Annotated in this window: 13 protein-coding genes and 1 pseudogene; 4 read left to right on the top strand and 10 right to left on the bottom strand. The window is 32.3% G+C overall.

Translation table 11 applies throughout. The features are described from left to right. Positions 1-2: 2 nt before the first annotated feature. The 8 genes from ACFSC2_RS06280 to ACFSC2_RS06245 form a co-directional block, all read right to left on the bottom strand. Positions 3-1,907, bottom strand: coding sequence for a type II secretion system protein GspD (locus tag ACFSC2_RS06280; protein ID WP_379817172.1), 1,905 nt, complete (start codon positions 1,905-1,907; stop codon positions 3-5). 4 nt (positions 1,908-1,911) lie between these two features. Then, the gene (locus ACFSC2_RS06275; protein ID WP_379817173.1) at positions 1,912-3,318 is read right to left on the bottom strand and encodes a GspE/PulE family protein; all 1,407 of its coding nucleotides are present in this window, start codon (positions 3,316-3,318) and stop codon (positions 1,912-1,914) included. 483 nt (positions 3,319-3,801) lie between these two features. Then, complete coding sequence (locus tag ACFSC2_RS06270; protein ID WP_379817174.1) at positions 3,802-4,236, bottom strand: type IV pilin protein; 435 nt, start codon at positions 4,234-4,236, stop codon at positions 3,802-3,804. Positions 4,237-4,303: 67 nt separating this feature from the next. Continuing rightward, entirely contained in the window at positions 4,304-5,425 is a 1,122-nt protein-coding gene (locus tag ACFSC2_RS06265; protein ID WP_379817175.1) for a type II secretion system F family protein, read from the bottom strand. Further along, a complete protein-coding gene (locus tag ACFSC2_RS06260; protein ID WP_379817176.1) occupies positions 5,425-5,937 on the bottom strand; it encodes a PulJ/GspJ family protein in 513 nt (170 codons plus the stop codon). Before ACFSC2_RS06260 ends, ACFSC2_RS06265 begins: the two co-directional genes overlap by 1 nt. Beyond that, on the bottom strand, positions 5,903-6,244 hold the full coding sequence (locus tag ACFSC2_RS06255) for a hypothetical protein (protein WP_379817177.1): 342 nt from the start codon (positions 6,242-6,244) through the stop codon (positions 5,903-5,905). The genes ACFSC2_RS06260 and ACFSC2_RS06255 overlap by 35 nt, the downstream gene beginning before the upstream one ends. Next, entirely contained in the window at positions 6,219-7,361 is a 1,143-nt protein-coding gene (locus ACFSC2_RS06250) for a hypothetical protein (RefSeq protein ID WP_379817178.1), read from the bottom strand. Before ACFSC2_RS06250 ends, ACFSC2_RS06255 begins: the two co-directional genes overlap by 26 nt. A gap of 68 nt (positions 7,362-7,429) precedes the next feature. Next, a complete protein-coding gene (locus tag ACFSC2_RS06245; RefSeq protein ID WP_379818595.1) occupies positions 7,430-8,260 on the bottom strand; it encodes a toxin-antitoxin system YwqK family antitoxin in 831 nt (276 codons plus the stop codon). Positions 8,261-8,622: 362 nt separating this feature from the next. Between ACFSC2_RS06245 and ACFSC2_RS06240 the strand changes: the two are divergent. From ACFSC2_RS06240 to ACFSC2_RS06225, 4 genes and pseudogenes are all read left to right on the top strand, one after another. Beyond that, positions 8,623-8,847 (top strand): annotated as a pseudogene (locus tag ACFSC2_RS06240) (RHS repeat-associated core domain-containing protein); the annotation flags it as partial. A 105-nt stretch (positions 8,848-8,952) separates the two neighbouring features. After that, positions 8,953-9,618 carry a phosphodiester glycosidase family protein gene (locus ACFSC2_RS06235; RefSeq protein WP_379818611.1) on the top strand — a complete coding sequence of 222 codons (666 nt, stop codon included), beginning with the start codon at positions 8,953-8,955 and terminating at the stop codon, positions 9,616-9,618. Between the two features lie 8 nt (positions 9,619-9,626). Beyond that, entirely contained in the window at positions 9,627-10,130 is a 504-nt protein-coding gene (locus ACFSC2_RS06230; protein ID WP_379817708.1) for a hypothetical protein, read from the top strand. Positions 10,131-10,363: 233 nt separating this feature from the next. Further along, a complete protein-coding gene (locus ACFSC2_RS06225) occupies positions 10,364-11,410 on the top strand; it encodes a tyrosine-type recombinase/integrase (RefSeq protein WP_379817710.1) in 1,047 nt (348 codons plus the stop codon). 300 nt (positions 11,411-11,710) lie between these two features. On the opposite strand, the gene ACFSC2_RS06220 is transcribed toward ACFSC2_RS06225, so the two are convergent. Then, a complete protein-coding gene (locus tag ACFSC2_RS06220) occupies positions 11,711-12,055 on the bottom strand; it encodes a hypothetical protein (RefSeq protein WP_379817712.1) in 345 nt (114 codons plus the stop codon). Between the two features lie 10 nt (positions 12,056-12,065). Continuing rightward, complete coding sequence (locus ACFSC2_RS06215) at positions 12,066-23,780, bottom strand: DUF6443 domain-containing protein (RefSeq protein WP_379818593.1); 11,715 nt, start codon at positions 23,778-23,780, stop codon at positions 12,066-12,068. Positions 23,781-23,785 lie beyond the last annotated feature (5 nt).

Raw genomic sequence — 23,785 nt, 5'->3', positions numbered from 1 at the left:
TTTTAATAAATAACAGTTGGTTTAATAAAAATATGAAGTTTAGAATCGCTTTTTCCTTTTTTCCTGCTGCTGAAAAACCATTTTACAATTGGAATTCTAGACAGTAAAGGTGTGCCTGTCCCGGAATTTTCTTTTTTCAATTCATCAAGCCCTCCCAATAAAATCATTTCGCTGTTTTTAACTCTAACTAAAGATTCGAATTTTTGAGTTGCTTTTCCCGGAGGTGCATCTTCACCAACTCTGGCTAAGAAAGAACTTTTTTCTACTGCAATTGTCAGCGTAACATTTTCATCTGTAGAAACGTATGGTTTTATAGAAACGCTAAGATTTGCATCTGTAGATTTCCACGTTCCAGAATTCAAAATATCATTTCCGATATTGTTATTTATCAATCTATTGTTCTGTTCAAAATAGTAGCTTGTTTCACCAATAGATAATTTAGCTTCATGCCCGCTGATAGTGGCAATTTTAGGAGTCGATTCTATTTTTAAAGCAGAATTATTTTCTAGTAATTTAAGATTTAAATAAAAAGATTCGGTAACTTTTCCTAATGTGAAAAGCCCAAAACCATTAAATGCATCAATTAAACTATTTACAGAAGAGCCGTTTACTGTTACATCCGAATTAGGAAAAAGTGTTCCGCTTGTCTGGACCTTGTTTATTTTGTCTAAACCTGCTTTCATTCCAGTTTGAATATCATATGATTTATTGTATTGGACAATAATAACTTCAATCTGAACCATCGGAACGACTTTGTCAATTTGTTTGATGTAAACTTTCAGTTCTTCAAGTATGGATCTAGAACCCGAAACAATTAAACCGTTTAATTCTATAAATTCCTTTATTTCCAATTTTTCAGAAAAAACCTTTGGCAGGGTAGAAAGCACAGATTCTATTGATCTGTTTTCCAGCTGAATCATTTCTGTCATTCTTAATCCTTCAGTGGCTTCTTCGCCAATCAGATAAAAATTATCCTGTTTTTTGTAGGTATATTTTTTTCCTTTAAAAATATGGACCAAAAGATCATCAAAAGTTATATTATCAGCAGAAAGAGTTGTTTTTTCGTTTTCAGGTTTGTTGTATAAAAAGTAGTTTATGTGAAGCTTTTCGGCAGCTTCAGTCAATAAATCAGATGCATCTGCGACATAGGCGCTAACTTGCAGAAAACCATTTTTATTAATGTTAACCTCGTAATATCCTGGGACACCTAGACCTGCTTTTGGCTGTTTTGGCTTTGCAGTAGTTGCTAATGCATTTGAATTTTGGGCTGTACCTTTTTGTAAAAAGTAAATACCATTGTCATCTTTTACCGCACTTAATTCATTTGACTTGGCCATCATTTCGATAACCTGATCAAAAGGACGGTTTAATACATAAGATGAAACTCTAATTGATTTTATATCTTGAGCCAAAATTAAATTCTTTCCAGATTTATCTATAATAGCTTTTGCCACAGCAGACAATGTGTCGTTTTCAAGTTTTACTGATAGGAAATCGTTTTGCGGATTGTACGTTACATCTATAATTTTCGGCTGTTTTTTTTCTACTATAGCAATAATTTTTCTTTTTTTAAAGACAATAATATTGCTTATAAAAGAGACATCTATATCGTATTTTTGAGCAAGATGCAGGAAAACATCTTTTACTGTCACATCAAAAAAATTGTTAACAACTGGCTGGTTTAATTCTGTATCTACATCGACATTCAATTGATGCTCTTCTGCTATTGATGCAATAAAGTCATGAAGAGTAAGCCCTGAAACATCAATTTTGATGGTCTCATTTAAGCCCTTTTTTTGTATTGAAAAATCATTGAATTTTCGGCTCAGTTCAGTAAGATCTTGCTGGGCGAAAATTAAATTTGAAAAAAATAACGCAGCTAGTGCGAAAACTATCTGTTTAAGCATTTATTTATATGTTTATTAAAATTGAATAAATTTCTTCTAGAGATGTTTCTCCCGATGCTAGAATCTCAAATGCTTTTTCAGGCAGTGATTTATAATTGCAATCATTATTGTATAATTTTGTAATTGTGTTGTTTTTAATAGATTCTGCAATAATATGGTCGATATTTAGGATTTCGTAGATTGCCGTTCTTCCTTTGTATCCTGTGTGAAAGCATTTATTGCATCCTACGGGTTTATAATAGGATGAAATCTCATAAGGAAATTTGAAATTAAGCGGGAAATCTTTAGGATCGCTTATGGTTTCTTTTTTGCAGCTGTCGCAAAGTTTTCGAATCAGTCTTTGTGCAACAGACAAGTTTAGAGTTTCAGCAATCAAATACGAGGGAACACCCATGTCTATCAATCTCGAAATAGTTCCAATGGCTGAATTGGTGTGGATAGTTGACAAAACCAAATGTCCTGTTAAAGAAGCTCGGATAGCCATAAGAGCAGTTTCAGAATCACGAATCTCTCCCAGCATGATTACATCAGGATCCTGACGCAAAAACGATTTTAGTGCAGAGGCGAATGTTAAACCAATGTCTTCTTTAAGCTGTACTTGATTAATTCCTTTAAGCGTATATTCAATTGGATCTTCAACAGTAACGATGTTTCTTCTGCTGTCATTCAATAGCCTTAAAGTTGCATAAAGTGTAGTTGTTTTTCCAGAACCTGTTGGGCCGCTTATTAGAATAATTCCGTTTGGTTTTTTTATCGCCTCCAGATATTTTTCTAGTTCTTCCTTTTGCAAGCCTAGCTTACTCAAATCAATATTTGAAGCATCCTGCCCTAAGAGACGCATTACTATTTTTTCGCCAAATAAAGTCGGTAAAATAGAAACCCTGATATCAAAAGATTCATTGGTGATTCGTCCGTCTTGAGGAAGCCTTTTTTCGGTAATATTCAGTTTAGCTTTAATCTTTACTTTATTGACCAATTCAAGATAATTTTCCCGTTCAATCTTATAACGTTCAATCAATTGTCCGTCAATTCTGAAACGAATTCTAGATGAATTTTCATAAACTTCAAAATGTATATCACTGCATTTTAAAGACTTGGCTTCAGCTAGTAAATTTTCGAGAAAATCGCCTTTGTCAACATTTAAAGATTTGTTTGAAGCCAATGCCCGTTCTTTTCTGTAGTAGATAGACAATGCTTTCTCGATTTCGGCAGATTCTGCAGAATGAAAAACAATATTTTTTCCTAAAAAAAGCTCTAGTTCTTCTTTCGCATCTTCTTTATTGCTGGAATGGTCGACATAAACCTCTATCGTATTTTCATGAACTGATTTAGGAATAATGCGATAGTGATTAGCCAAGTCATTTGATACAACGTGCTGAATTTCTGGAAATATTTCGATATTTTGTATCATTACAATAAGGTCAGTTTTTGAAAGGTTAGAAAACAGTCTTTCATTAAAACAATACATAAAAATAAAGACGAAAATCCTGCCAACGGAACTGTGTTTTCTTTAATGATTTTTGTGAGTCCAAATTGCATTACAATAGCAAAAACAAGAGATAAAATGAAAAACAAAATGTAGTTTTTTAATAAAAACAAAGGGCTGACAGCTATATAGAATAGTAAGTCTCCCAATCCAAAATAGTGAAGGAAAGGGTTTAGGAATTTCTTAGATTTCAAACTCATATATAGCGTAAGGAATCCTAATGTGATTAGGAAAAAAACGGTATTGTAGCATACTATTTCAGCTAACTCGTATTTTTTTATCGGAATTAAAAGGAAAGAAATTATGAAAATTACAAGCGGTAAAACGATATGTATTTTGCGAAATTTCCAATCTTGGATAAAAACCAATAACAAGCAAAGCAACAAGATTATCGAGGTTAGTTTCAATTTATTCTTTGGTTACTTCAGTTAATATTTTTTTACTGTCTATTTCCCAAGTATTAAAACTGCCATCGCCATCTAAATCTGAAGTAGCTGTTGCTCTTGCTGAGAAAGAATCATTAGTTGCATCAATAATTTCAATTCTATAAACTGCCTGACCGCCTTCGTCTACTGTTTTTTCTTGTTCAAAACCAATTTCTTCTAAGTTTCCAGAATATTTTGAATGTCTGTAGAAATAGCTTTTTTCTAAACCGTAAACTTGGTTTAACATCGCTTGAGCTTCAATAGCTTTTGCCTGACCAATAACAGAGGTTTGATTTGGAAGTACCATCAAAAGCAATATTCCAATAATGCATAATACAATTAAGATTTCTGTTAAAGAGTAAGCTTTCGCGTACATCTTTTTATAAGTTTTGTGGCATTTTTTAATGCGTTTTAACATGATGAGGTTTTTATTTGTTAACTTATTTATCTGGAGATTTTTTTAACTAAAATGATTTTTTAATGTTTTATTTATTTATAATTTTACTTAAATCGAACATTGGCGCATACATAGAAACCATAATTACGCCTACAATGACACCAATTACAATGATTATCATGGGTTCAAGTATTACTCCAATCATTTTGGTCTGGTGACTAATTTCTTCATTATATTGTTCTGTAAGTCGTTCAAACATGGTTTCAAGCTGATTGACTTGTTCTGCAACTTCAACCATCGATACCATTTTATTTTCAAAAACATAATGCTTTTTTAAACTTTCGTTTAATGAAGCACCTCGTGTAATATCTTCCTTGATCTGTTGGATTGCAATTTCGATAGGATAGAAGCTAATCATCTTGCCTGTAAGGGTTAAGGAATTAATCAAAGTAGTTTTTGATGTAATCAATAAATTCATTGCCTGACAGAAACGTGATATGTATATTTTACGGATTAAATTTCCAAAATAGGGGATTTTTAAAAGCATTGACGTTGTTAACGATCTGTAACTATCTTTTGTCTTTAATAAAAAGTGAAGGATTGTTAAGCCAACAATAAAAGCTATTACAAATGAAAATATCATTCCCGAATGATTCGATATTTTTAAGATAATCTGAGTGCTTTTAGGCAATTCGCTTCCAAATTGTTTAAAAACAGAACTAAACATCGGAACCACTTTATTTAGCATAAAATAAAGAACCAGAATAGTAACCAGCATCACAATTGTCGGGTAAGTCATTACCGAAACAATCTGTCTTTTCATTTGAATTTTTCGGTTAAAATATTTCTGCAGTTCACCTAAAACTTCTTCTAGTTTTCGGGTTTCTTCTCCAATTTGAATGCTGTAGTATTCGTAAGGAGAAAATTGCTCCGTTTCGCGCATCGATTCGTAGATGCTTTTTCCTTCAATTACTTTTTCTTTAATGCCAATTATGAGTTCCTTTTCGAATTTATTCTCAGACTGATTACTTAGAATTTCTAACGCTTTTTTAAAATCGACACCAGACCGCAAAAGCATTCCCAGCTCTCTGTAGAAAATCTCTTTTTTCTTGTCAGAAAGTTTTTTTGAAAGCTTAAAAGAACCCGTTTCAATTCTGAAATCCTTTTTTTCTGCTTTTGGCGCTTTATATGTAGATAAATCGAAACTCATTAGTTTTTAATCTTTTGTAATAATTCGTTTGGATATACTCTTTTATAAAATCGCAAATCCAATTCTTTCTCATTTGATTCTATATTTAGTTTGATTTTTTGATAGACAAGTTGTTCTGACTTGCTTTTTACCGTATCTACAATCATCGTTTTTACCTTGATTTGAAATGTATCAACAAATGTTTCGCTATTTCTTAGAATAACATTGTCAAAGAATTGATAAGTAACCTTTTCTCCGGCATAACCATTAAAATAAATTTCATTTTCTGAAGTTGTCATTTTCTCTTTTTCAAAAATATCTTTGTTTACACTGTATGTTAGACGGTTAAGATCATTAACCAGTTGATTTTGATTCTTAAAATCAAACATTCTTCCAGTCACAATTGAAAATATTACAAATAAAATGCCCATGATAATAGCCGTTATCGCCATTCCCACAACTGCTTCTATAATAGAAAAAGCAGGTGCTGAAAAATATTTAATACGGATTCTGAACATAAAAGCTTTTTTCAAATTTGAATTGTGTACTGTCTTTATATTGTATTAAAATCTTTTTCAGATTCTCGTTAATTGATTCTTCTTCTATAAATAAATTTTCATTTTCATCATTCAATAAAGAATCATTTTTTATCTGTGATAAATAAAAAAACTCATTTACTTTGTTTTGAGTGCTATAGAATTTCGCCGAAGTTTTTGATGTATAAACAGATGCGAAAATCATAACAGCAAAATATAAACATATTGAAATAATAGTTAACGCGATAACCGATTCTAACAGCGAATTGGCTGAAAGCTTACAATACTTTTTTAATAATACCATAAACAGTATTTTGAGAATTAAACAAAGGTATTGAGACATAATAATTTGGACGTTTTGCCGTATTTATTTCGATTTCACTTATTAGATTGTCATAAGATGATGCCATTGTCTTAAAGAAAAAACGATTGGTATAAACAGATCCATAAACATTGCTTTTGAGCATTAGTTTTCCTGAGCAGTATATATCGCCATATATTACACTTTTTTCGTCTATTTCGATGCTGTTTTTATTAATATAGGTATCCGAATTACCTGCCAAAACAATAGCTCCATTTATAAAGGATTCTTTTTTGATTTTAATTTTTGCTTCTTGAGTGCTTTCGTTTAAGACACAAATTACTGATGGATAATTTAATGTCACTTTGTCCTCGAGTTCAATTCCTTTAAAAGCAAAGGCCTGTACGGTACCTTCAAAGCCCTCTTCAAAAGTTATTTTGGGTGCTATTAAAATTACATCTTCCAAAACAGCACCTTTTCTAACTCTAATAGAGTCTTGAGAGGTTAACAAAAAATTTCCTTTAATAATGATGTTTGAAAGAGTTGATTTGATCTCAATTTCTTTTGTATCATTAAAAAATGAATTGAAATAAATAGAATCTAATGGTTTTTCTACCTCAGAGAGTTTTGTCTTTTGAGCTTTTAAACTTGAAAAAACTTTTTTAAAAGCTGGATTTAGTTCAGGAAGCTTTGGTTCTGAAAGTGTATTTTTTCCTTCGATAATAAGATTATTTACTGCATTGTTGATATAAGAAGTTTCGATAAAAGTATTCGGCAGAAAATTATCTCCAACTAATTTTACTCTGCCAGAATAAATTAACGATTTTGAAAAGTTAGAGAGATAAACGGCATTTTTATCGATTGTTTTTGCTCCTGTAAAATGCACCGCTGCAACAGTATCATTGCCAATGAAAGATTTTGATAAAACGAGAGACAGTAACCCGTATGATTTGGTTATGTAACTGCTTTCGATACCGCTTTTTTCATCTTTTTCAATTTCGGAAATAACCATTTTATTGCCCAAAGCAAAATTTAAAACCGATTGATTCTGGATGTAAAGCTCTTCCTGTAGATTGTAATATAGATTGAGCTGATTGTATAAATTTGAAAAGTACAGCATAGCACCACAAATTATAGATACAACCAGGCAAACATAAATGGAATAAAGAAGACTGTGTGCTTTTACCATTATTTAGGACTTTTATCTTTCTTTTTAAAAAGATTTTTAAAGAAGCTTTTTAATTTTGAATCTTGTTTAGGCTCGTTTGCCGACTTTTCTTTGGCTTCTTTTTTGGCTTTTTGTTCTTCTTTTTTAGCCGTAGCCTTTTTTTCTCTTTCTTTTTGGGTAATAGCTTTTGCAGTTTCTTTTTCCTGTTCTTTTTGAGCTTTATATTGTGCCAATTTTAAGGCATCGTTGGTTTCCTCTAATTCTTTTTTAGATTTTACCGCATTTTCTTGCTTGATTTCGTCCTGTTTGGCTTTGTATTTTTCAGATTTTGTAAAGATTTGTTTTTCTTTTACGATAACACCTTTTTTATAAGTGATGATTTCTTTGCTTTCGGCATTGGTCCATCTTCCTGATTTTAAATTAGACGAATATTTGCCGTATTCTAAAAGTGAACCGGTCTCATTGTATCTGAAGAATTTACCATTGCGTTCTCCTTTGCTCCAAATTTGAGTAGTTGCCAAAACACCATTTTGATACCAGGTTTTCCATAAGCCAACACGAAGCCCATTTTTAAATTCGCCCTGTTCTGCCAGCTGATTGCTATGATACATTTTTACGAATTTGTCATTTAAAAGATCGCCGCCTATGCCACCTTGTGCCTCGTGTATAAGACCGCCTTTAAACCAGCTGTAGGTTTTATTTATTTTTGGATTTACTTTTTTTTCAGTAGTATAAAATTCATATCTGAAATTTTTATCAGAGATTCGTTTTATCATGTATGGGTCTGAAAAAGAAACCAATGTAATGGCAAAAAAAAGTAAAATATAGCGTGGTATTTTGTATGTTTTCAAAGGGGCGACTTTAATTTAAACGTGATCAATATCTCAACTGAGCAAATGTATTTTTAATTTTTTAATTTTTTTTACGGGTTTCCTCATTTGCGTTTTTTTATTTAAATATTTAATTATTTTTTCGGTTAATTGCATTATATTATATTATATTATATTGGTTTTCGAATACTGTTCCTTTGTCTTGTTAAACAGCAAGTGACGATTATCAGTTCTTATAATTAGATTTTGATATCAAAAGAGTAATTTTTTAGTAACTTTGAAATACTAAATAAATGCTTTAAAGGGCATTTTTTGCCTATCTAAAAACATTGAGATGTTCTTGTATTTACTGACTTTAGCACGGATTAGATTACTATCCTTTCGGAATGCTTGTGCCGGACCCGAAAAAACCGAAAAGCGAATATCGTTATGGATTCCAAGGTCAGGAGAAAGATGATGAACTTAAAGGTGAAGGGAATTCGTTGAATTATACCTTTAGGATGCATGATCCTAGGATTGGTAGGTTCTTTGGGATTGACCCGTTGGCTGCTGAGTATTCCTGGAATAGTCCTTATGCATTTAGTGAAAATAGGGTGATTGATGCTGTTGAATTGGAGGGGTTAGAAGCTGAGCATGTTACCGTTAAAAATGTTAACTTTGTTGTACTTGAAAATGTGAATTTTAAGATTGTAAAGAGAGCGTCCAATGAGACTATGCTTGATGCACTTAAGAAAACAGCTACTCCTGATAGAGATAATTTTTCAATTAACTTAAATTTCTTTGGTTTAATTGATAAATCTTTTTACAATCATTATGGTGTTTATCCTTGGGTTGATTCTCCAAAACCACATTCGGACTACATTATTGAAGGACAGACGGTAAATGTTAATGGTAAGGTCTCTTTTGGAAAACCTTCAAAATCTGATAGAGCATTTTTTACAAAAGAAAAAGGTAGTTGGACGGCTGGCATTGGGAATACTCCAGTTGGTAAAGGATTCGGGTTTGGAGGCGGAGTGCCTGTGTATGTTAGTGGAATGCAATATGGGGATAAAGAAATAAAAGACTCTAAAGGAAATTTAATTCAAAAATATGCAAGAGGTTGGGATTCTTTGAATGGTATCGATGATGGAAAAACGGTACTTGGTTTTAACTCTTCTTCAGAAAAGTGGATGATTGCTTCACAACAAGATAAAGAAGAAGGGATGACTTTAGATAGTATACGAAATTTTATGATTGAACTTGGTTATGATAATATTATTGCATTTGATGGAGGGTCATCAGCTACACTTATTGAAAATGGTGATGTAATTGTTAGTCCTGCCGAATTTAAAGATAATCAAATGCCAACAGGAGCTACGTTGTCTGTTCCAAAAAAATAGTAACCCATATGAAAGTAAGAATAAGCTTTGCAATTATAATTTCGATAATGACGATTATAAATTCAATATTTTTAATACCAGATATAAAGGAGTTCTTTTGGGGAGGAAGTAATTATATTTTTGCAAAATATTTTGTATTAAATGGAATATATCCATTTTTAATTACTTTAGGGATGTTGATACATTTTTTTATTCTAAGAAAGTTTAATAAATCATTGATATGCACAATACTAATAACTATTCTTATCTGGATACATAGTGGTAGGATAGTTGGAGTAGAAATACATGACAATAATTGCGAAATAATTAGCGGATGGTTTTACATTGGAACAAATTATATTAATACATCTAAAGCTATAAAAGATAAGGATGATAATTGTTTGAATAAATTAAAATTCAAAGAGTTAAGTTTATGGAGATTAAAAGTTGAAAAGGGAAACTTTAATGAAATTATTTACATAGGCCCTTTTCTTTGGAAAGATTTGAAAAGCCAGATTGATAGGAAGCCCTAAGATGATATTCATAAATATTCATAAAATGTGATTACCCCCATCGAAACTTATTTATATGCCATTCTGGAAATTGATTGTCGCAATGGCGTTAGCATTATCAATTGAGAATGCAAAGAGAATCTATAAAACAAATTAAATAAAAAAGAAAACCTCAAATTGCTATAAGGTTTTCTTTTTTATTTAATTTGTTTCATTCCGCTCTAATTTAAATTTTATTGATTAAACTATAACCAATGAAAAAAACAAGTATTCTTGTTCCTTTATTCAAACAATTCATAAAAGAAACTGAAACAGGAAAACGGCTTAAAAAAAATGGAGAAAAAATAAAACCAGGTTCAATTCAAAACTATAAATATGTGCTGAACAATTTAATCCAGTTTTCAAGTGAGACTAAATTTGAGTTACGTATTTGTGATGCTTCAAAATTAGACAAACGCGAGTTGTTATCTGAAAAAAGCTACTGGAAAAAATTCTATCAAAAGTTTACAGAATTTTTATATAAAAAAGGATGTCATGATAATTATGTGGGAGCTAATATTAAGGTGATTCGTGTCTTCTTTAATTATTTAAAAAATGACAAAGATTTAAATACAGGCGATTTTCAGCGTTTGTTTTATGTTCGAAAAGAAGAGATTGAGATATTTGTTCTTTCACCAGAACAACTCAAATTCTTAATTCACGATAACGAATTTGAGGAAACTTTAATCCCTAGTTACAAAAGGATAAAAGACATTTTTGTTTTTGGATGTTCTACAGGATTACGCTACTCAGATATATTTTTGCTAACCAATAAAAATTTCGAAAAAATAGATGGAGATTGGTATCTAAAATTAAAATCTAAGAAAACAAAAACGTTTAGTTTTATTAAACTTTCTTCTTATGCCATAACTATTTTTCTGCGTTATACTACAAATAATAGTAAAGTCACACTTTTTGGAAATACTAGTTTGTTTAATTTCAATAAAAGTTTAAAGCATATTGGTGAACTCGCTGGTTTCACTAATCCTATTGAAGTTTCAAGAGAGAAACAAGGCAAAACTCAAAAAATAACTAAGAAAACAGATGCTTCAAAAAATCGCTTTTGTGATAAAATGAGCTCTCATATGATGCGTAGAACAGCTATTACGACTTTATTAATTTTAGGGATGCCAGAACATTTGGTTCGTAAAATTAGTGGTCATAGTCACGCCAGTACTTCGTTTAATCGATATGTGCATTATGCACAAGCTTATATGGATAAGGAAATTGAGAAGGTACATAGTAAGTTGGAAAGTTATTAAAAAGTAACAACTCTAAAGTTGATGTTTTTTTTTAATACAGGATGTTTACAAGCAAAATATTCACATTAGCATGACTAAGATAATTTTTATAAGACAATCCCATTTTTTTTTGTAGACGTATCAACTCTATAAAAATTCAAAAGCCACTCAATAATGAAGTGGCTTTTTTGTCTGCTTTAGACTGTAAGAGGTGGTTCAATGGACATTAGCAAAACATATATGATTAAATTATTTAGAAAAACAACTTTTTCGTAAAGCGTAGTATCTACACATTTTTGGCATTTTCCAAATTAAAACTTATCACTTATCTTTAACATTAGGATTATACCAAGAATGCCCACATTTAGCTCTTTCAGCATAAGGAGTTCTTGCTAATGTTCCACAATATGGACACCTGTTAATGTAAACTTTCTCCTCAGAGATAATTCTAAAAATCACTTTTTCAAAAAATAAATTTTCTTCTTCTTTTTGCAAATTGTTACATCTAAAATCTTCAATATTTTGACTAAATATTTCCTTAGCTTCTAAACTCAATTTAGATAATTTTTGTGAGTTTAAAATGGAATTATAGATAAGCCTTTCTTCTTTATTAAAAAAGTTTAAATAGTTACTTTTGATATATCTTATTAATTCATTATCTAACATAACTCAATTCTTATTTAATTTTAATAGTAAAATCTACATCATGACCTGGATTTGCAGAAGAACTATCATCTGCACGTTGTCCTGTAATTCTAATTGATTCATATCCATTATCTTTACCATATTGCACTAGATCGGATTTCCATTTGAAAAACTCTTTAGTAAATGTATTCTTCCATGTATGATCCCCTGTTGTGCCGTTGCTACCAGGTATCACAATTTCTAATTTTAGATTTTTTGTTTTATGAGAATTGCCTGCAAAACCATAAAATTCAATTTGTTCACCTTTAGAATTTGTGCCATTTAACATAAAAAATCCATCGGTACTTTCAATATTTAATTTAGAAATTCCTGTTGCTTTGCTAGATGTACTTACTAAAGAATTATTATTTAAATGCGGAATTTCTTCTTCAATTGGTATTGGTGCCCTTCTATTTCCTGCGCTATAAAAACTTGCATCCATTTTATATCTCGCAGCACCAGTATAACCCCAAACTAGTGATTCTGATGTACTTTGAAAAATATGTATCTTTTCCGATTTTTCTGAAGATTCTTGTGATAAATAACCCTTTCCTTTTTTCTTTAAAAAATCGGTCAATTGATTCATGTTATAATTACCTCCATTCCACTCCCTAATTTTTTGAATGTCCAGACTTAGATTATTACTACGATAAAAGTAATATGTTTCTCCATTGTAATGCACTGCAGCTTGAGGCTCATACTTTTTTTCCCAAAATAAGAAATAACTATGAGTATACTCTGTATTTGTCCTTTTTAAATTGGGTTTATTATCTGAATAAGTAAGTATATAATGAATTCTTTCTAACCCTTCAGCTTCCTTAGAATCAATTACTCTATTTTCACTAAAAGCATAGGGTGAATTATAAGCATATTGTTTAGTCAACGGATCCACCGCAAAGAACCTACCAACCCTAGGATCATGCATCCTAAAGGTATAATTCAAAGAATTCCCTTCACCTTTAAGTTCATCATCTTTCTCCTGACCTTGGAATCCATAACGATATTCGCTTTTCGGTTTTTTAGGGTCCGGCACCAGCATTCCGAAAGGATAGTAATCTGAATAGCTAAGAACGTCTGGAACAAAGGTAGTAGAAGCAACGGTATTTTCTGTAGATTCAGCTGAAATTGTTACGTTGTCTAAGCTAAAAATTTCATTTTGATCATCTCTAACTTTAATCCTAGCCCAATCAATAGTGCTAACATAACCTTGAGCAACAAATGTGAAAGTTTGTCTTCCAGATGTATTATTAGACATTTGAGTAATTGTTGTTGAAAAGTTCGAAGCTCTGACTCTAACTCCTGTTGAAGCTATTAAATCTAAATCGTAACTTATTGTATATTTCGATCCAGGATTCGTCATCATGCTGTATACGACACTTGTACCCGGCTGATTGGCTGTTATGATCAACTTATTTCCATCGGCAGTTACTGCAGCACCAGACTTAAGCCAGTTATGATTGCCATCATCTATACTTGTCCAACCCGTAAAATCATACGTATCTAATACTTCGTTTGAAGCTTGATTACCAGTTTTTAGTAATATTCTGTCACTAATTACAGAAAGCACGTTGCCTAAATGGTTCGATAATTCGTACTGTTTGTCACCAACAAAACGATAGGCGGTAAGTGGTGATCCTAGAACAGCATTTTCGCCTTCTCCTTGTGCCACTCCTTCACAAATATCTCCAATTCCGTTTTGGTTTACATCTTCCTGAAGCGGGTTTGCTTTAAATCGGCAATTATCACATACATCACCAACACCATCTCCGTCAGAATCAATTTGGTCAAAGTTAGGTTTATCTGGGCAATTATCGCATCCAGGATCTCCAGGGTTGTCTCCGTCGCCTCTTCCGTCCTGATCTTTATCAATTTGAAGCGGGTTTGGATATTTACAATTATCGCATACATTTCCAACTCCGTCACCATCATCATCTTCTTGACCAGGGTTAAATATATTAGGACAATTGTCAATTTTGTCAATCCAGCCGTCACCATCACGGTCTCCATCTTTGGTCCCGCAAAATCCAGCACTACGTTTTAGATTTTTTAGAACCATTGGTGCTCCATTTATCGATAGTGCATTTCCAGTTTCGGTCTGCTCGTCGAAACTGTATTCATTTGTTAGTATATCTTCTGGTTCCTGACCATTATTTACGGTATAACTAAAATCGCATATTTCACTTTTTAATGCATTATACGTAACAGGACTAGTTTGATGATTTGAGGTAACTGCTTGTCCTATTGAGTTAGGCGGCAATACTGTCTTAAGTATTTCATCTCCACTTCTTTTATTATCAATTTCCTCTCCGTTATATTGTTGCGAAACAACTGCGTTGGTTTGGTACTCGTTTCCATTTAATATAATGGTTACATCATAATTATCTGTAGCGCCCTTGCTTTGTTTTATTTCTGCACGAATATCCCATTCATTTTCTGGAATATCTGGAGAAATAATTTTATATGTTGTGGTAGTTTGATAACTTCTGAAGCTATAACGGGTATTACCCTTTTTTTTGTATTTATGATGGTTTCTTTTGTATTTAATAAGTGATACAACAGGTGTATAACCACTATCGCTTTTTTGAACAGATAATAAAACGGAACTGATATAAGAATAAGATCCGCCACCAGGCCATGAATTGCCTGTTCTGCTGGTTCCATGTAGTGCCGCAATAAGACCAGTCTTATTTGAAGGATCGTTAGGATCGATTCTTAAATGACCAGAAATAAAAATCTTTTCTGTTTTTTGAACTCCATTTGTGAATAGATTAATACTATTTTCAGGTTTTTCAATCCATGAAGCGCTTGAATTGGTTAAATTTACATTTAAACCAAATTGCGGTGTTGGTTCGGAAGTAATGCTTGCTGTCGTCGCCATTGGTTCGACACTAGCAAGAAGTTTACTGCTTACAGAACTTTTACGCAAAGCAGCTGTAAGAGTTGCCGCACTAATAGATTTTCTCCCTTTTTCTATACCCAGACGGCTACTGCCATAAATGTCTTGTTCGATAAGATCATAGGTTACTTGATTACCTGTTTTAATCATTTCATAAGTACTCAATACATTTCCTTGTGCATCTCTCTGATAAAATGTAGTGGTTGTCTTAGACGGTGTAGCAACGATTTTGGCAATTCTATTACCTAGACCATCATATTCAAAACTAATAATAGTGCCATTATTTTTGGTAACCGATTTTACTTTGCCGTCTACACGCCATTCAATGTCGATTCCTTCTTGTTTATCACGAGTTAGTTGACCAATTTTGTCGTATACATAATTTTCATAATCTGTATTAGATGGGGCATTTTTGTCATACTGATTGTCTATGTCTAATGAAGTATCATCAGGTGCACCGTTAGTAAATACACCTTTATCGACAGCATCGTTAACACGTCTTAATTGGTTTGTACCTGCATTGTAATGATACGTAAGCTGATCCATAGCTACCGGCTCAGCATGTCCCGCTAAAGGAGCAGTATTGAAAAGGGTTTTTAAATTTCCGTTTCTATCATAACTATAACTAGATTCATAACTTTTAGAAGGTGTAAGACCCGCAATTGATTTAGAAGTCATCTCCTTAATCCTGTTTAGCTGGTCATATTTGTAATAATTGTATTGAGTCGCTAATGGTGTTCCGGTATTGTCCACCAATGAAGTTATCATTTCCTTAATATTTCCGTTGTAAAGGCTGGTGTTTTGCTTGGCAAGACTTGGATCACTGCTGTAACTAAAAATGTCTGCATCTTTAGTACCAGAGCGTGATTTGTAATCACCCGTATAATAGTTTAATGCAAAAGCAAACGCATCCTGTGCGACATTTAAGCCATCTTTTCCAGCATCATATGCTGTTCCAATTCTTTCTGAATTCACACCTTTTAGCCAGCCTTGGAGTGTATAGATATAGTCGAGACCTTGAACTTGTTTGTCTCCAATTTCTACACGCGCCAATGGACCGTGGTCATAATACAAATAGTTAGCTTCTTTTTCCCAAATAATATTGTCTTTACTTGTATAAACTTGTTGAATTCTATTATCAGCGTCATATTCATAACGATGTATAAATTGATCCTTTTCACTGTTTGGCTGATAGGTTACTTTATTTACATTACCGCTGATAAGGTCATAATCATATACTACTTTTTTCGTAGTACTGTTCATTAGGTTTAACCCTTGGCTATTATTCACATGATGAACAAGTTCTTTTACATTTCCGTGAACATCATAGTCATAAAATATACCATTATTATAGCCTGATATAGGCGATGAGCTGCTGAATGTATCAAAATAAAGTACTCCCGTTACACGTTTATGACTATTATCGGAACCGTAGGCAGTGAACCAGTTTTGTGTATCTGGTAAAGGATTATCATAAATTGTTTTGGTTACTTGTTCTGAAGCATCTGCAATGTTGTAAGGGTAGTTATTCTTTATCGCATCAACTTCTATATCATTATCTTGAGCATCTACCAATCGCCCATTTTTGTTAATTGTTAAAATAAGTCCAGTTTTTGTATGTAATTGACCTGCTTCGGTAATTCTTCCTAATGCATCATATCTAGTATAGCTAAATTGTGACTGTAATTTTTGTTTCGCATTTTGACTTGCAATAATTCTTCCTAACAAGTCGTAGGCAAAAGTCGTTTCATGACCATCTGGAGTTTGCTGCCAAACTAACTGGTTTAAAGAATTATAACGATATTGGGTCTGTAAAGTATGCAGCGGTGATACTGGCACACCATTTACTTCTGCAGTATCTTCTTTTTCAGAGTTTGTTTTTCTTATGTTATTAATAGCAGTGTCCGATGCTGGTGATAATCTTTTTACTCCTTCAGGTGGTACTGTCTGTACTAGGTTACCAGCCTGATCATAATAATATAAAGTATATTGATACTCCTTGTCAGAAGCATTTTGTGTTAAATTTTCTGTTATTCCTTCTAATGCAGCATTTAAATAGTTTCGTTTAAATTCTTCTTTTTTATCTGCATAAAAGGCATCAGTAATTTGCTGGCTATTTGTTTTGTTTATTGCTTCTTTATAAATCTCGCAAGGCGTTTTATCACCTTCTTTAGCAGGTAATTCTAAACTAAATGAAGGAACCATTGTGGCAGGAGAACAAATACTATGTTCTGTAACATATTCGTCTGCAAAAAGTTTCCAGTTTTTAACTTCTACCGTATTTTCATCGCTCACGTCTGGATTAACGTTTGGATTCTGTGACTGAATGTAAGCGTAATAAGCATTAATTACATTAGGTGTTTCGTCATTACCATATTTTAATCTCGTACTTCCAAAATCAGCGATTGTTAAAAATAATGGATCTTGAATGGTTTTTACATTAAATTTAACCAGATAAGCAAGATAGTCTGTACTGATATATCCATAATTAGCTTCACAGAAGAATTCTCCATTATCTCTTAATTTTTTTGGAATTTCATAAGTAGGCATTTGCGCCTGCAAGCCTGTTTTAAATTCATTCCATTTATCACCGCAGACTACTGGAGAAACTGTTGGAGGTACGCAGATATCGTTACAGGTTGGTTGACTAAATTGTAAAGTATTGTTCAATAAAGTTGTTGAACTTTCTTTAAAATTTGAAGTTTGTACAGATTCATTTACAAAGTTATTATTATTTAAAAGATCACATATTTGTGAATTACTCCTTTGAGAACTGCCATTTGAGATATAAAGAATTATTGGACTTAAAAAGGTTTGATCATCATCTAAAGTTATTCTTACTTGATAATTACTAATTAGATCAAACTTTTTTATATGTTGAGTTAGTGATCTTATATTTGTACTTAATTCAATAGAATTTCCTTTATTAAAATTGCTAAAACCTGATTCGTCCAAAAATGCTAACTCGTATGAAGAATAACCTATATCTCTAAGGATATAATGACTCATTTTTACGGGTGCTAAATATGTAGGGTATAGCGTTGTTCTCAAATATTGAAATCCATTGATTAACTTTGATTCGTTAACAAATTTTTTAATTATCGGATCATTTTCAACTGGAAAAGTAGTGTTAAAAACAGGAGTGTTATTTCTTAATTTATCTATAAAGTCATTTAATACAGCCTTAAAGTTATTTTCGAAAGTTATTTCTAAATTTGGATTTATTGTGCACCCTTTAGCTCTAAAATCTTCAGACATAAACTCACATAAGCTGGAAGCATATCCCATTTGAATACCGTTTAATGCTATAGCATTTGTAACTTTAACGTTACTTTGAACTATATAAGTTTGATTCGTAGCAGTGGTATATTTTACTTTAACTGTAGTATCATTTATATAATCAATAAAATTTATGATTTTTATTTGATCTGCGTTTGGGATAGTAAGTTTTATTTCTGCTTCATGAGAATAGTTGCTATTAGCGAATTTTAATAAAATCATATCTGGACCTATATAAGCAGAATAATTTGCAAGATCTACCACATAGTTAACGGCATTAGGATTTATGATTCTCTGATAGTTTCTCAGCGCTTGAAAATGTTGTATAAGGTTTGAACCAGAAATAAAGTTTCGTATAGCAATATTATTAAAAGAACTTTGGTTTCCGTTAGGAGGATTGCTTATTATTGCATTTAGAGCATTTTTTAAGTTTTCCTCGTAGTTCAGTTCGTCTTGTGCGTTAAGTTCACACGCTGTAATTCCGGCTGGATCACCGCATTTGTCTCCATAGCCGTCCCCGTCAAAATCGTCTTCTCCGCAAGGAGCACAACAGGCAAAATATAATGCGTTGTTTTTTCCAGCACTGATACTCCAAGATTTTGTATCGGTTCTGTGAATTATACCAGTATTTCTTCTTGTAACGATTCTAAGAATATTGCTTTTGCCATCTGCTTTTAAATCGGCTATAAATAAATCTTTAATAAGTCCAATACTTGTACTCGTGCTTCCGCCACTTAATTTCATGCGGATAATATCGTTTACAGTAATAGAGAAAAATCGTTCGCTTGATACTTCTTCATAATTCCATTTTACAACATCTGAACTAGTAATTCCAAAATAAGATTTTAAATACCCAGATTTAATATGGTCATTGTTTGTAATTATTTGTGTCGTAGTTAGGTTATTGGTTCCGGTTTTTTGAAGATTCAATACTAAATCTCTTAAAGCTTTGCTAAATTGGTCTTTTTTATTACACTGATTATCTTCAAAAGCAATCACTTCCCCAACACCGCTGCCTCCAGAAAAGTGACATTCTCCGACTGCAGCTTTGGTATATCCTTCAATGATTACCTCTTCAGGTGTTATACAGAGAGGAGTTGTTCCTTTACGAACGATCGTTGCTAAAATTCTAAATTTAAATGTTTTAGTAGTAGGTTCATAAGATAAATAATGGAAGTTTTTGAAACCTGTAATGTCTTGCCATCTTGGTTTCTCAATACTGTTTCCACAGGCATCTTTATAGCTGTTGTTTTGACTAGAAGGATCAAAACTTACAAATTTTAATACTATTGAAGTTGCAATACTATCTGTTGCATTCTCTGAAAGATGAAAACTAATGTTTAAATTATTTCTGTCTTCTCTCCCTATAACTCTTGGTACTGCTGTTGAGGCATTAATATCAAAACTAGGATTTATTTGCGCTTTAAATATACCTTCCGTCAAATAAGGCATACTTGATGCAGGAGTATTAACAAGTACTCCGTTGGGTTGAATAGTATTATCTGTTAAACCTTTTAAGAAAGTTTCCATATCTAAGCCTAACGGACATTTACCTGTTTCTAAAAATAGGTTTGCATCAGCTGTAGCTTTTGCACTTGCCATAGCTTCTGTGTCACTTAGCCCAGAGTCATAAGTTTGGTCAGCAGGAACAAAACGTTTTACTTTGGTGAGGTAATATGGTGCGGTTTCGTCAATGCAGATTGGCAGTATGCCATCTGTACCAGAAGGGATTATTGGCGCAGCATCTAAAGTTTCATTAATTAAACGTGTTACATCAGCATAATTGGCTGTGTATTTTTTCAATAAAGTAACATACGAGTCTGTATTTTTTTCATCACCAATACAACTATTGTTCATTTGTTTTTTATTGGCATAAATATGAGAGAAAACAGTACGTGTTTTTTCTTTAAGAGCTATATAGTAACTCTTAAAATTTGACCATATTCTTTGTTTTAAATAATTGTCTGGCAGAGCCGCAATATCTGATAATAAATTATTGTTGCTTTTGTTTAAAATATTCTGATAAGTCGTTACAGGAGTTATTCCGTTTGAGTAAGCAGCAAAATAATAAGCTGTTTGCAGCATATTCATTTTAACAGTAACTCCTTGAGAGTTTTTAAAAGTCATCCCATCAAAATTACCGCTTTGAGAACCTGAAGAATAACTTCCTAGACCTTCCAACATAATATTCTTACGATAATTGTATTCTTGGTCTGTTTCAGCATTATGTAAACCATTGTAAAATGGATCTACTGTTCCTGATGAATTTAAAATTTTAAATATCATTCCATCAGTTGTAGAAAAGACATTGTTTTCTACAAGACCAGTTTCCGTATTTAGATATTCAAGATTTCTTAATTTTTCGTCGAATCCATCAGAATTTTCGCCATTTACTGTTTTTTCACAAATAGCTTTATTATAAAGGTAATATTGATATTCAGGATGATAAGGCAATAATGCTTTGGCCCAGCTTGACTGCCAAATAGCCAGAAAGTCTGAAACATTTGCTAAATATTCAGGCGCAACTAAACGTATATTTTTATCATCACTTGTAGGATCATCCTTAGTAGGATCAGACTCGTTATTTTCCAAATATCTTAGAGGAGGTGAATACGTTTCATCTTCATTTTTTACGATGGTAATAAAAAATGGTTCTCCGTTTTCATCTTTGTAACCGCCAACAGGATGTCTCCAATTTGCTTTTGCAACTTTTACAGGAACATTTACAGCAGGATTATCAGGATCCGTCTCCGTTTCATCTTTGTAACCGCCATATAATAATTGGTTGTTTTCACTAAAAACACTTAAAGAGTCGCCATCAGCTTCTGGTTCCGTCGCAGGCGTAGTATCATTTTCGTTTGGAGCTTCTTCAAGTCCAGCTACAGAACCGTATTGACCATTAGGGCTTACATCTGCCAATAAAACCTGTTCATTAATACTGCAACTGTTTATTGGTTTCTGGCATAATTCGCGACAGTTTTCTATTAAAGCCTTAAATTCTGCTTTATAATGGTCAGTATATCTTATTAATTCATCAGCTGAAAGAGTACTATCTGGAAGATTTACTGCAACATATTTTGTTTCTGCCAGCTTTATAAATGATTCTCTAAGAGTTATATCTCCTAACGTACTTTCATCTGTTGGCAGAGTTGCTTTGTAATTTGCTATAACAGAATCTCCTTCTAGATTAGATACAACTAATGCTTCTTCACAGCTTCTGCAGGTAACATTACAATCAGTAACTAAAACAGGTGATTCAAACTCCGTAAGAACTGGTTTACATGTCGTTCCGTTTTTTAATTCAGTAATATAATCATCTGCATATTTATTTAAGGCATCTGTGTTTACCTGAAGTGTTTTGGTAAGATTATAATTTCCTTCGTTTATAAAATCATAAGTGCTGTCTTTTGTAAGTGTTTTGCCTTCAAATGTTTTAATACTGTTTAATGCAGTTGGAGCATAAGTGTTTGTATCAGCTTTTCCAATCTGATCGGTCAGCTTTGCTCCATTTATTCCAAGTAACAGTTCATTTGCACAATCATCAGTCATGCTTATTGACCAATCATATACAAAAGGATAGTACTTATTGGTTAAGCAGCTGTCATTATAGCTTCCTATTGTTTTTGTAAAATCATAATTAAAGGTAATACTGCCTTTTTTAACGACTTCGACAGCATCATTTAGACGAAAACCATCGTTAGTTATATTATTATTTCCAGAAGCAAATTTATAATTTTTGGTAATTAAGTTTTTGCTAAGTTGTTGATGTAGAGTTTGATCTAATTCATCCTCCAGAGATATTAAATTTCCTCTTTTATCACCTGCAAGTGCTGTTGCAACTGTTCGACCTTGCGGATCAATATAACTTACACTAATTTGTCCGTTAGGGTCAATAACGATATTTTTTTTATAATGAATAGCATTCCCTACTTTATAACCAAATAGTCTATTAAGCTGCTCTTGATCTGGAGAACCATAGAAATATCTCATTTCGTGGTCAGATCCAATTTGATGATCATTTCCTACACCACCTTTTCTTTTAATACGTCCTGTATTGTCAGGAGTATATTCAATCTGTGAAAAAGGACGTAAAGCAGCATCGGGAACCAAATCCTGATGATTATTCTGTGTAAGATTGTTGGGAGAATAATATTTACTTGCTCCACTTGTATTCGACATTCCTTCAATAGGGGATGGAACACAAAGTTTTTCATTTTCCTTTTCCCAGTCAAAATCATTATGAGTATAAATTGCAGTACCCTGGCTATTTTTATTTAAATCGGAGTAAAAACGGATACCTGATGATTCTACAGGGGTTGGTAATACCTCAATAGCGGGACGACCTTGATTATCGTAAATGACCTCACCAACAACAGCTTTGTTATTAGAGTTTATTTTGGTGACTGTTTGACGATTTCGTAATGAACCATCAAAATAGCTGACTACTTCTTTCTTTTTTCCGTCTTCGGCAAAAGAAGATTGATACTGCCAATTTTTCTTTCCTAATTCATGGTTTTCATCAATAACCAAAAAGTTCGACCAATCGCTAAGATATTTATGAGATTCAGCAAATCCTGATGTCCAGTTGCCATAATAATTTTTAGAGATATTGTCTAAAAATCTTCCGACAGGTCGGACTCTGTAAACGATATATCCTTTTGAATATATAATTGGAATTCTATAAACGGTATCTTTGGTCTGAATTCTAGTACTGTTTAATTTAAAATCCTGATCGCTCAATAGAATTTGATTTGGCGATAGTGTAGCTCCATTAACAGCAAAATTATCTATCCAAGTCCATTCTAGTTCATACTCTAATGCTGGTGCTTTTGTATCATTTCTCCATGTGATAAGAATTTCATCTGCACCATCACTCACATTATTAACTTGAGTACCAGTAGTTCCATTATATTTAATGAATTTATGTTCTAAGGGAAGTACGCTGGTAGATTCGGTGCTGCTTAATTGCAAATTATAATAACGATCGGTACTGAATTTTAATTGTAAATAGGCTGATGAATTGTTAACAGTTATGGTTCCGTTATCATTATAATACGAAATAGATTTTATTTTTACAGTTGCTTTATGAACTCCTGGAATTGTGTATACCGCATAGTCATCAAACTTAAGTCCTTTTGAAATATTATCATGTTTAATATCTAAGGTAACTTCGTAAGATGATATCGGATTTCCCGTTTGATCTTTAAGAGAAATTTCCTGTCCTGTGTTATCATACGGATTTACATTCAGAATTATTTTGCAAGAATAAATTTTCTGATATTCTGTAGTATTAACTTTATCATCATTAAACCCAAAATGGATTGAGATATTTGGATTTACTGATGTAAAAACATCTTGCTTTTTAATATCTGCAAATTTAGGATCAGTAATAGATAAGACTTCCTGACTTTGCATTTTACTTAACAATTGATTTCCAACTATTTTATTTTCTACATGCGTTTCCTGTTGTGCAAATGAGAAAAAGGAAGAAAAAATAAATGTAAATGCTATTAAATATTTGTTTATAGACATATATC

This window comes from Flavobacterium artemisiae (genome assembly GCF_042678225.1).
GTDB classification, from domain to species: Bacteria; Bacteroidota; Bacteroidia; order Flavobacteriales; family Flavobacteriaceae; genus Flavobacterium; species Flavobacterium artemisiae.
Note: the sequence above shows the minus strand (reverse complement) of the source record. Positions and strands in the feature narration are given on the sequence as shown.